Raw genomic sequence first — 11,927 nt, forward strand, 5'->3', positions numbered from 1 at the left:
GATGTTGGAAAGCACCTGCGCGGCAGATAACCACCGCGCAGAGCTATCTCATCTATTGCGCGTAACTAACGTCCTCCAAACGGATCATTCCGTCTGGGTAGGATTTAAAGCCCTTTAGTTTTGGGCTAAGACCCCAAATCCAGCTCTGGTGGTATAAGAAAATTATCGGAAGCTCATCCAAGATAATCTTGGTCGCAGCATCATAATTAATCTTACGCTCTTCCTGGTCTGCTGAGCGCCTTGCTGCATTCAAAAGCTCATCAACTTTTGCATTGCTATAAACAGAGTCGTTAATACCTCCGCCTGTCGTGACAAACTGGTGAATATTGCCATCTGGATCTACTCGACCTGACCACCCGAGTTGACTTGCTTGATAATTCCCAACGGAATCGTCAGCCAAAAGCGTCGCGAACTCCTTGGTCACAAGCTTGATGTTGATCCCTACTTCTTTGGCCATGGATTGAATGACCTGCGTAACCTGTGTCGGCACGTTGGTGTTTGGGACTGAAATCTCCAACTCCAGACCATCAGGATAGCCAGCTTCGGTCAACAAAGCTTTTGCTTTAGCAATATCCCGCTCAGGTATTGGGCTCTCCTTATCATACCAGGGAGAGTTTGGCGGAAATGGCTGGTTACCAGCTGCAAATGCACCATTAAAGACAACATTGTTCAATACGTTGCGATCTATCGAATAGCTTAGTGCCTGACGCACACGCTTGTCGTTACCCCATGGCGTATTAGAGCGCTCACCATTGCCTATATTCATGGTCATTCCGCGCCAGCCAAGCGACACAGCACGAACAACCTCAACAGCATCACTTGCTTCTGCCTGATTTAAGTCAGTTGCAGCAAGGCGATCCAGAATATCGATATCGCCAGACAAGAGGTTCGCTAAGCGCACTGTATTATCTGGGATAGGCAAGAACGTTACACTGTCAAAGTGGATGGCATCCTTATTCCAGTAATTGTCAAACTTTTTCAGCACAATACGGTCTTGCGCAATACGTTCTACAAACTCAAATGCGCCAGAACATACCGGTTTTAGACCAAAGTCTTTGCCTGCTGCGTCCGCTGCATCGGGAGAAATCATCATTCCCGAGCGGTCAGCGAACTGGGCTAATAACGTGGAATCTGGTTGCTTCAAATTGAGGCGTATCTCGTACTCACCAAGAACCGTTGTGTCTTCAATGGACGAAACTTCAGACTTACGCCGTGATTCCGGTAGCATTTGGCTACGCGCTAGATTGCGGGCAACAGCTTCTGCGTTGAATGGGGTCCCATCATGGAAAACAACGTCTTCACGCAGCTTGAAAGTCAGTGCTTTTCCGTCTGCCGACCAAGACCAGCTGCTCGCCAATTGAGGTGTGATATCCAAGTCCGGCGTGATATCAACCAGCTTATCGCAAAGCGATGCATAGACAATGCGGCCAACAAAACTGCGGGACTGATCGGGGTCGAGAACATCAGCATCGGACTGCAGGCCTATGCGCAAATCCTGTGCGTTGGCCGACATAGCTGTCATCGTCAAAAGAGATATGAATAAGGCATTCCGGGTAAATTTCACGTCAGTTCCTCCTGCTCAATTGCATTAGGGTGCTTAGGAACCGCTTTTTTTCCATGTAGAGCGGCTTGATATAATTGGAAGCGTGTTTCGACTTGCGGACTGCGTGTATTTGCACCGCTAAGGCTGTTGTGTTTTGTTTGGTTTGAAGCCCCCTGCTCAAAATGGCAGGCAACTTTGTGCTGGCCCTGCTCCCCAAACACTGAGTGCTTTGGGGGACTTTGCCGACAGATGTCTCTTGCAAACCGGCAACGGTTATTAAATTGACAACCTGGAATAGACGCAGAGGGGCCAGGCGTTTCACCCATAAGTGGGACTAATGGCTTTTGCTGACCCACTTTGGGCTCAGGAACCGCAGAGAGCAACGCAATGGTGTATGGATGACGAGGATTGGAAAACACCTCTTCAGCAGGCCCCATCTCAACGATTTGTCCAAGGTACATGACCGCTACCCGGTCACTCATGTGCCGGATAATTGAAAGGTCATGGGCTATCACAATAAATGTCAAACTGAGTTCATCCCGAAGATCACTCAATAGGTTAACTATCTGAGCCTGCACCGAAACATCGAGAGCAGATACAGGCTCATCTCCAATAATTAACTTGGGTCCGCTTGCGAGTGCACGGGCAATTCCGATGCGTTGCCTCTGCCCGCCCGAGAATTCGTGCGGGTACCGGTTCGCGTGGTCGCCCTGCAATCCAACCTGCTCAAGAAGCTGCTTAACTTTCTCGCCGCGCTCTGCTGCGCTCAAATCCTGTCTATGAACCTCCAGCGGTTCACCGACCAGTTTTCCAACTGTCATGCGGGGATTGAGCGATGAAAACGGGTCCTGAAATACGAATTGTACATCTTTGCGAAGAGAGGTTAGATCCTCGCCGGAGCGCTGAACCACATCTACACCTTCAAAAAAAACTTTACCTTCAGTGGGTGACAAAAGATGCATTAGAAGGCGTGCAAGTGTGGACTTTCCACATCCAGATTCACCAACGATTGCAAAGGTTTCTCCGCGATGCACCTCCAAAGAAACACCGTCAACAGCCTTCACTAAAGAGGGAGGAGATAAGAAACTACTTTTGACTTTGAAGTGCTTTTTCAATCCACGAGCTTCTAAAATAACCTCGTTCATGCACTCAACTCCAATGTCTGATCCAGAGGCGCGAAATGACATGCAACAGAATGGGCATCATCAACTACCCGCACTTCAGGTTGCGTTTTGCATACTGAGGAGCAGAACGGGCATCGGCTTGAAAAACGACAGCCTTTGGGCATGGACTGCACGTTGGGTACAGTTCCAGGAATCGTAAAAAGTCTTTCTTTATAACCCGATAGGTTCGGCATGGAAGAAAGCAAACCTATTGTGTAAGGGTGTTGAGGGGCGTTGAAGATAGAAGCAACAGGCCCACTCTCAACAATTTGACCGCCGTACATAACTGCAACATCGGTCGCCAATTTGGCAACAACACCCAAGTCATGCGTAATCATGATTGTTCCCATTTGAGTGTTTTTTTGCAGCTCACAAATGAGTTCAATGATTTGCGCTTGGATTGTCACATCCAGGGCAGTTGTTGGTTCATCGGCGATGAGAACGGCTGGGTTATTGATAAGCGCCATCGCAATCATTACCCGCTGGCGCATTCCTCCAGATAATTGATGCGGGTATTCATCATAGCGCAGCTCTGGCCCAGGAATTCCTACTTTGGCAAGCATCGCCAATGCCTGTTTTTTAGCATCCACATAGGAACCTGAGTGGTGACAGGTAACAGCCTCAGCGATCTGAACGCCGATTTTGTAGGACGGGTTCAAGGATGTCATTGGTTCTTGAAAAATCATTGCGAGCCGGTCACCACGAAGATGCCTGGCTTGGTGTGCTTCCGCCGCGAGGTATTCCTTCCCCTCAAACCGAATAGTACCGCTGCGCACAGCAACTTCTTGTGGTGGAAGTAACCCCATCAACCCCAAAGCTGTAATGCTTTTGCCGCAGCCGGATTCACCTACAATGCATAAGGTTTTACCTGGAAATACATCGAACGATAGTCTCTCAACTATATCAGATGCGTCTCCCGCTATTCTCATCGTAAGATCTGATACGGAAAAAATAGGAATATCTTTATTGCAATGGGTTGCAGCAGACATCAACAATACCTTTATCGCAACCAAATAGGAATTGGTTCGAATTTAACGTAAAGACACCATCAATATTGTCAAGATGATCTAATTATTAACGCCTATAAATATCAAACTAGGCAAACGCAACATCTATAAAAAACTATATATTTCAAATTCATACAACAAAATGGAGCAATCTAAAAAAAATAACTTTATGATATATGTCCAATACACATACACGACTCATAATTTGTATGGGATCGAATCGATTTACATTAATTACTCTAAGGGATGAGACGTGAGCACCGCCGTATTCAATACCCCTTTATATAGCTATTTTCGTTATGCCAGCGTTTGAAGTGGTATGGTCCTGTCACTCAGCTCTCACACAACTCCAATCACCTTGTCCGCTCAATTTGCGCCCCTCTTTCTGATCACGCGGCAGAAGTTGCTTCTAAGTCTAATGCCCGGCAAATAGATCAGCCGGTACAAGCGGTTATTCTAATTGGCCCTGCCAAGATTACGTGATGGCCTGTTCGGTCGTGGGATCGAACAGACAGGCGCGGTGTGTGTCGAGGGTGAAGCGCATGCTCTCGCCTGGAGGGCACGCGAAAAGTGGTGATACGCGGGCTTTGGCGGGGTGGCCGTTTAGGCGGATAATGCAAAGGGTGTCGGCGCCGGTAGGCTCAAGGAATTCAACGTCGCATTCTATTTCTGGGGCAGAAGAGTGCGTGGATGTGCTGTCAGTGATGATTTCAGGGCGCAGGCCGAGGATGACCTTTGTGTTTTCGCGAGCTTCCAGGTGCTTGGAATTAGGCAATGGCAGGAAGTGGTCCACTGGCTCACCCTTCAGGACAGCTGGCAGAATGGCGCCGAGCTGTTCCTCTCGTTTCACCAGATCCACTTCCACGAAGTTCATTGGTGGTGCGCCGACGAAACCGGCGACGTACATGTTGGCTGGTTTGCTGTAAATCTCTTGCGGGGTGCCGATTTGCTGGATCTCGCCGTCTTTCATTATGGCGATGCGGTCTGCCAGCGTCATGGCCTCGATCTGGTCGTGAGTGACATAGACCATCGTGGCTTTTAGGGTTTGGTGGAGCTTCTTGATCTCTGTGCGCATTTCGCCGCGCAGTTTGGCGTCCAGATTGGAGAGTGGCTCGTCAAACAGGAAGATTTTTGGGCGGCGCACAAGGGCGCGTCCCATAGCCACGCGCTGGCGCTGTCCGCCTGATAATTGCGATGGCTTTCGGGAAAGCAGATGTTCGATCTGCAGCGTACTGGCAACTTCTCGCACGGTGGCTTTGCGTTCTGCCTTGCTGATTTTACGCATTTCCAGCCCGAACGCGATGTTGCGCTCCACTGTCATGTTTGGGTAGAGCGCGTAGCTTTGGAACACCATGGCGATGTCGCGATTTTTGGGGTGAACGTCATTGACCACCTCGCCATCCAACCGAATGGTTCCATCTGCCATGGGCTCCAGACCAGCAATGATGTTGAGCAACGTGGACTTTCCGCAGCCGGAGGCTCCCAGCAGGACGAGAAACTCGCCGTCTTTCACATCAAGGGAGATGTCTTTCAAAACCTTAGTTGAGCCAAAGGACTTTGACGCATGTTCGATGGATATGGTCGCCATAAATGAGCCTTTAGCCTTTGACCGCGCCGGCGGTGAGCCCGCGCACGAAGAAACGTCCAGCGATGATGTAGACAACAAGGGTGGGCGCTGCGGCTATGAGGGCTGCGGCCATGTCCACATTGTACTGCTTTACGCTGGTCGTTGAGTTGATGAGATTGTTGAGTGCGACCGTGACCGGCTGTGAGCCGCCCGAAGTGAAGCTCGCGCCAAAGAGGAACTCGTTCCACACCTGCGTGAACTGCCAGATGACCGAGACCACGATGATGGGAACTGAGAGCGGCAGCATGATGTGCCAGAAGATGCGGAAGAACCCTGCCCCATCCATTGTGGCTGCGCGTACCAGCTCTTGCGGAACTGACACATAATAATTGCGGAAGAACAGCGTGGTGAAGCTGATGCCGTAGATGGTGTGTACCACAATCAGACCGGTGATGGAGTTGGCAACGCCCAGAAAACCAAGCGTTTGGGCCATGGGCAGGATGACGATCTGGAACGGGATGAAGCAGCCAAACAGCATCAGGGCGAAGATGATGTTAGCGCCTCGGAACCGAAAGAGCGACAGCGCATAGCCGCTTAAAGCGCCGATCAGGGTGGAGATCGCAACCGATGGTACGGACATAATTACCGAGTTGAGGAAGTACGGGCGCAGGCCCTCACAGCGCACTCCGATGCAGGCGCTGGACCATGCCTCGCGCCAGGCGGTGAAGTTCAGCTCGTGCGGCAAGTCCAGCAAAGCTCCGGCGCGAATTTCCGCGAGATCCTTCAGGGAGGTGGAGAGCACTACGTAGATTGGGCCCAGATAGAGCACGGCGGCGGCGAGCAGCAAGGTCCAGATGAACAGGCGGCCAAGCAGATGGCGTTTGCCGTTGGCGCCGGGGAGTGTTTTGGGCTCAGCCATGGCGCTTTGCCCTCAACTCGGAATACAAATAAGGCACGATGATTGCGGCAACGGTGGCCAGCATCATCATGGCGGAGGCAGCTCCAAGGCCGATCTGGTTACGGCGGAAGGCCATTTCATACATGAAGTTGGCGGGCAGCGTGGAAGAATAGCCCGGGCCACCGTTTGTCAGCGCGACTACAAGGTCGAAGCTCTTGATGGACAGGTGCGCGAGAATAACGAAGGCAGATAGGAACACGGGCCGCAGTGATGGAAGGATGATGCCGAAATAGATGCGGGTGGTGCTGGCACCATCCAGATGTGCGGCACGGATGATGTCCTCATCAACGGTACGCAGAGCAGACAGAAACAGAGCCATCACAAAGCCTGATGCCTGCCAGACAGCAGCGATGACCACCACATAAATCGCCATGTCGCGGTTGACGATCCAGTCGAACTGGAAACTCTCCCACCCCAGCTTTTGCATGTAGCTTTCAATGCCAAGGGACGGGTTCAGGATCCATTTCCACGCTGTGCCCGTCACAATGAAGCTGATCGCCATGGGGTACAGATAGATCGTGCGCAGTGCGCCTTCAGCGCGGATACGCTGGTCCAGCAAAACGGCCAGCACGCAGCCGATGGTGATTGAGAACAGGATGTAGAGACTGCCGAAAATCAGCAGGTTATCGAAAGCCACATTCCAGCGATCCATAGCCAGCAAGCGCACATATTGCTGGATGCCCTGAACATCGAAAGTGGGCAGCATGCGAGAATTGGTGAGCGAGATGATGCCCGTCCACGCGATGAAGCCGTACACAAAGAACACGAGGAGCAGGAACGGCGGAGCGACCACCAGCTGCGGCAAATATCGCTGCAATCTGTCTAAAACAGACATCTGCTGCTTGCGCTGCTGGGGGTGGGACATCGGCTCTCTTTACTCACTGGGTGTTGCGGTCTTTTCAAGACCTATGCTTTACTCTGACTGCCTAAAGGAAATCAATCGGCCAGGATGACGGTTTCGGCAAGTTGATTGACCGCCTCTTGCGAAGACATATCCGTATTGAAATGCTCTGTGACCACATCCAGAAATGCACCACGCACGGCGCCGGACTGTACAAGCTCGTGCGCGATGGAGCCAACCACGGTGCCGCGCGCCTCATTGAGAATAAGGTCTTCGCTCGATTTCTTGGCGCACTCATCAAAACCATCAAGGCTTACGCCTAGTCTGGCCGGAATAGAGCCTTTCAGCAGATTGAAGTCCTTCTGCACCTGTTCATCAAGCAACATGGAGGCCATTAGTTGCTGTCCGGCTTTTTGCTCAGGCTCTGAGATTTTGAACATGGCAAAGCTGTCGGAGTTGATGATGTACCCTCCCTTGGAGGGAGACGAGACGCAGATGAAGTCTTCACCGTACTTAAGACCTGCCGTCAAAAACTCTGCCTTGGCCCAGTCGCCCATGATCTGCATGGCAGCCTCACCGCGCATCACCATGGCGGTGGCAAGGTTCCATTCACGCCCCGGAGCACCCGGGTCCACATAAGTGCTGAGCTTGCGCATCTGGTCGAACACCTTGACCATAGTGTCAGAGCGCAACGCCTCCTGATCGAGATCTAGGTAGACCTTTTTGTAAAAGTCCGCGCCGCCAATTCCGAGCAGCACCACTTCAAACAAGGTGATGTCCTGCCAGGGCTGTCCACCATGGGCGAGCGGAATAATGCCAGCGGCTTTGATCTTGTCAGCCACCTCGTTGAACTCATCCCATGTTTGCGGAGGTGTGACGCCGACCTGATCCAGCACTTTCGGGTTGGCCCAGATCCAATCCACGCGGTGGATGTTCAAAGGCACGGCAACATATTTGCCCTGATACTGAACGGTTTCTTTGAGCAGCTCGGGAAGCAGCTTATCCCAGTTTTGTTTTTGAGCGGTGACGTCAAGCGCTTCAAGCGCGCCAACCGCTGCCCATTCCTGAATGTTCTGCCCTTTGATCTGAACAATGGAAGGCGGCACTTTTGCTAATACACGAGCGCGCAGGACAGCGGCCATAGCATCGCCGCCGCCGCCAGCAACCGGTGCGTCATCCCACACACCTCCACGGGCCTCAAAAGCCTGTTTTAGTGCTCGTGTCGCACGCGCCTCCCCGCCTGCTGTCCAAAAATGTAGAACTTCAGCGGTTGGTGCGGCCTGAGCCGTTATGCTCGAAAACAAAACAGCAAGTGCGACCAAGCTGAGACGCGGGCTGCCCATTACATTCTCCCGATGGGTATTTCCAAGGACGCTTCTCGAAAACTCTTTTACAAGTTGTCGCGAATAAGCAGACAATCCAATGAACTTGCACGTGCAAGACAACCTGACGCATACACATTCCTCTCGCGAGGTCCAAATGTTTTGTTATACAGAGCTACGCCAGAGCGAGCTGGTTGAGATCGAAATGGGTAGACCGAGGTATGATGCTCTCGAAAAAAACACTGCTGATAGTCGACGATGATGAGGAAATCGCCAGCCTGACGGCAGACTTCCTGAAAGATCGTGGGTACACCGTGTTCACCGCTAACTCTGCTGAGGAAGCCATTGAGCTTTTGGACACCAATCACATTGATCTGATGGTTCTGGACATCATGCTGCCGGGCGAAAACGGGCTGACTTTGTGCCAGCGCGTGCGCCAGACCTCCAAGATGCCTATCATCATTATCTCAGCCATTACCGGGGATACGGAGCGTATTGTCGGCCTGGAATTGGGAGCGGATGATTATCTGGAAAAGCCGTTTAATCCTCGCGAGTTACAAGCCCGCGTCTTCGCTATTTTCCGCCGTACGGAAGACATTGAAACTGCGGCTGCGCCCAAAACCCAGCGCTTTGAGTTCAGCGGCTGGAAGTTGGACGAAGCAACCCGCCATTTAACAGCACCAGATGGTGTACTGGTGCATTTGAGCTCGTCAGAGTTCGATGCTTTGCTGACCTTTGTGAAGGCACCGCAAAAGCCGATCTCTCGCGATACGCTGGGGCGTGTGCTGCGCGGGGCCAAGGTGGATTCCCATGATCGCAGTATCGATATCTTGATCAGCCGCTTGCGCAAAAAGTTGGCGCAAACTGATCGCAACACAGATTTCATCAGGACAGTGCGCCATCAGGGGTATCTGTTTTCTCAAAATGTATCGCGAGTGTAGGTCCATGGCACAGGAAAGAACGTGGCCATGCGCGGTCTGATCCTGAGCCTTTTACCCAGATCACTTGAGCGCCGTATGGTTGTGGTTCTCTTTACTGCGGTGCTTTGCGTATTTGCGGTGTTAGGCCTCACGCTCAACGCTTACAACACGCGCGAGTTAGCACTGGCTCAGTCTTTTGAGGCCGGGACAGAACTGAGCCAATACCTTCGTACATCCACACAAGGGGAAACAGCTCCTGCGCCCTACGCAGGCAGGTATTTGCAGGCGGTTGAGGCTAGCACTCCAGCAACGCCAGACGGAGCCTCAAGCCTTTTGACCAGCATTGCAAATGATGGTGCGCCCTTAAAAGCAACTCTTGTGTTTGAAGGCACGCTGCCACTGGCCGACCTGATCACTCGGGGTCAAACTGAACCAATATATCAACTTGATAATCTTGGAGCTTTTGTTGAGTCCGTGACGCGTCAGGACAAAGACGCACAGCTTTATCTAGCTCTTCCAAACCAACAAGGCGTTCGCCTGATAACGTTCCCAAAGCTTTGGCAAAACCGGATGACAGAGCCAGTGCTTTTCATCCTTGCGGCCCTTTGCATCACGCTTGTGTTTGTGTTGGCTCGCAGCCTCGTCCACTACACATCTGCCCCGTTCCGTTCTCTGGCGAAATATGAACGGGCAGAGCTGAAACCGTGGGACACGGAGGAAGCAGTCGCCCTGCAGGATACGCTGGTGCGAGAGCAGGAAGCCCGCGCGCAGCTGCTGGAAGAGCAAAAACGCATGCTGGCCTCCATCAGCCATGATCTGCGTACACCTGCCACTCGTCTACGCCTGCGGCTGGAGCAGATCGAATCCACGACCCTGCGCAATCGCATGCTGCATGATGTGGAAGAGATGACCCTCCTCATCGCAGCCTCCCTTGATTTCCTCCGGTTCAACGCCTTGCTGGAAGAGCCTCAGCACCTCTCCCTCGCCGCGTTGCTTCAGTCTCTTTGTGATGACTATATGGACACGGGCAATGATGTTGTCTTCGTGCCTCAACGCCATAAGCTGACGGACCAAAGCCGCAATATCTTTGGTGGCGGCGGCGAAGTTGAGCTGGAGGTTGAGGGCCGCGCAGTCATGAGCGGCCAGCCGACTGCTTTGCGCCGTGCCTTTAGCAATCTCATTGATAATGCGCTCAAATATGGTGGTGCGGCCACCGTTGAGATGCAAAACCTTGAGAATGATCAGCTGCTTATTTCCATCAGCGATCCCGGCCCCGGCATTCCGGACCATCTGCACGAGAAGGTGTTTGAACCCTTCTTCCGCAATGACAGTGTAGAACGCACCCGCTCCTCCAGTGTTGGCCTCGGCCTTTCCATCGTCAAGCAGATCATCAACGCCCATGGCAGCGAAATCAGCCTTGGCGAAACGCCGGAAGGCAAGTTCTGCATTTTTGTGAAATTGCCGCGCGAATTGTAGGTGCAACGCATACTGCGTAGTTTTCCTCATTCCACACGGTGTTTTGGGGAAAGGCTATAAAAAACAGGCTTTAATGTAACAACTTGAAACATCAGGTTTGCTCACCTGTGAAATTCATGATCTCCCTAGGACATCATTTAGGAATCCGCCGTTACAAACGGAGGACCCATAAATTGCATTTAATTAATGTCGCCCGGATTTGAATGGAGTACAGGATGAAAGCGCTATTTATTGGCCAGTCCTACATCGACGTGACCTTTTTGTCAGAGACCATGCCGGAAGGTGATGAGAAGGCAATCGCGCAAGATTATGCAGTTAGCTTTGGCGGTAACGCCGTCACTGCAGCTTTCGTTTGCGCAAAACTGGGCATCTCTCCAGATCTTTTGTGTTCCATGGCAGATGATTGGCTGTCGCGCATGTTCCGCGATATGGCTGCCAAGTATTCCATTCCCATCCACAGCGCAAAGGTAAAGGAAAGCTCGCTTTCCTTTATCATGCCCAAAGATGGCAAACGCGCTATCGTACGCTGCCGCGACAACGACTTTCTGCATCCGGTTCCGGATCTGAACCTTGCTGGTTGTCAAGCGCTCCACGTGGACGGTCATATTCCTGAGGCGGCTCTGCATTACGCCAAAGCGTGCCGCAAGCACGGTATCATGACCTCTTTGGATGGTGGTGCTGTTCGTGAGAATACCGAGGAACTGCTCGACTATATTGACGTTGCTATAGTCTCAGAACTCTTTTGTGAGCAACTCGGAAGATCTGCTGAAGACACACTGGAATACCTGCGCGCCAAAGGCGTTAAGGTAGGCGGTGTGACACAAGGCGAAAAAGGCCTGCTGTGGTACGAAGCAAAGTCTCCGATCAAACGTCTGGCTGCGCTGAGCGTACCCAAAGAACGTGTGCTGGACACCAATGGGGCCGGTGATACGTTCCACGGCGCGTATGTTTACGGTTACCTATCCAACCCTAAGGGGGCCTGGGAGGACCATTTCAAACTGGCTCGCTCTGCCTCAGCTCATGCCATTCAGTTCCTTGGAAACGAGGCGTCTTTGCCAACTGTTCAGGATCTGGACAATGTGCAGAAAAACTTTCCTGCAAGTGATGAGTAGTTTAGGAGCTGATGCCCT

10 protein-coding genes are annotated in these 11,927 nt (G+C 52.0%); 3 read left to right on the forward strand and 7 right to left on the reverse strand.

Annotated elements, in window-relative coordinates:
• Positions 1-52: 52 nt before the first annotated feature.
• The 7 genes from BMZ51_RS04675 to BMZ51_RS04705 all read right to left on the reverse strand — a co-directional run bounded on the left by BMZ51_RS04675 (position 53) and on the right by BMZ51_RS04705 (position 8,422).
• A complete protein-coding gene (locus BMZ51_RS04675) occupies positions 53-1,522 on the reverse strand; it encodes an ABC transporter substrate-binding protein (protein ID WP_068010725.1) in 1,470 nt (489 codons plus the stop codon).
• Positions 1,523-1,560: 38 nt separating this feature from the next.
• Positions 1,561-2,688 (reverse strand): ABC transporter ATP-binding protein, encoded by a 1,128-nt coding sequence (locus BMZ51_RS04680; RefSeq protein WP_074881772.1) that lies wholly within the window; start codon positions 2,686-2,688, stop codon positions 1,561-1,563.
• A complete protein-coding gene (locus tag BMZ51_RS04685; RefSeq protein WP_068010542.1) occupies positions 2,685-3,695 on the reverse strand; it encodes an ABC transporter ATP-binding protein in 1,011 nt (336 codons plus the stop codon). Before BMZ51_RS04685 ends, BMZ51_RS04680 begins: the two co-directional genes overlap by 4 nt.
• A 493-nt stretch (positions 3,696-4,188) precedes the next feature.
• Entirely contained in the window at positions 4,189-5,301 is a 1,113-nt protein-coding gene (locus tag BMZ51_RS04690; protein ID WP_068010540.1) for an ABC transporter ATP-binding protein, read from the reverse strand.
• Between the two features lie 10 nt (positions 5,302-5,311).
• The gene (locus tag BMZ51_RS04695) at positions 5,312-6,199 is read right to left on the reverse strand and encodes a carbohydrate ABC transporter permease (RefSeq protein ID WP_068010538.1); all 888 of its coding nucleotides are present in this window, start codon (positions 6,197-6,199) and stop codon (positions 5,312-5,314) included.
• Positions 6,192-7,103, reverse strand: a complete 912-nt coding sequence (locus BMZ51_RS04700) for a carbohydrate ABC transporter permease (protein ID WP_068010537.1) — start codon at positions 7,101-7,103, stop codon at positions 6,192-6,194. The genes BMZ51_RS04695 and BMZ51_RS04700 overlap by 8 nt, the downstream gene beginning before the upstream one ends.
• Positions 7,104-7,174: 71 nt before the next feature.
• The gene (locus BMZ51_RS04705) at positions 7,175-8,422 is read right to left on the reverse strand and encodes an ABC transporter substrate-binding protein (RefSeq protein WP_068010535.1); all 1,248 of its coding nucleotides are present in this window, start codon (positions 8,420-8,422) and stop codon (positions 7,175-7,177) included.
• Between the two features lie 200 nt (positions 8,423-8,622).
• On the opposite strand from BMZ51_RS04705, the gene BMZ51_RS04710 reads away from it, so the two are divergent.
• From BMZ51_RS04710 to BMZ51_RS04720, 3 genes are all read left to right on the forward strand, one after another.
• A complete protein-coding gene (locus BMZ51_RS04710; protein ID WP_068010533.1) occupies positions 8,623-9,342 on the forward strand; it encodes a response regulator in 720 nt (239 codons plus the stop codon).
• 27 nt (positions 9,343-9,369) lie between these two features.
• Positions 9,370-10,797 carry a sensor histidine kinase gene (locus BMZ51_RS04715; protein ID WP_068010531.1) on the forward strand — a complete coding sequence of 476 codons (1,428 nt, stop codon included), beginning with the start codon at positions 9,370-9,372 and terminating at the stop codon, positions 10,795-10,797.
• A 215-nt stretch (positions 10,798-11,012) separates the two neighbouring features.
• Positions 11,013-11,909, forward strand: a complete 897-nt coding sequence (locus tag BMZ51_RS04720) for a sugar kinase (RefSeq protein WP_074881775.1) — start codon at positions 11,013-11,015, stop codon at positions 11,907-11,909.
• Positions 11,910-11,927: the final 18 nt, after the last annotated feature.

Origin of the sequence: Pseudovibrio axinellae (assembly GCF_900110875.1) — a bacterium.
In the GTDB taxonomy this organism is placed as follows: Bacteria; Pseudomonadota; Alphaproteobacteria; order Rhizobiales; family Stappiaceae; genus Pseudovibrio; species Pseudovibrio axinellae.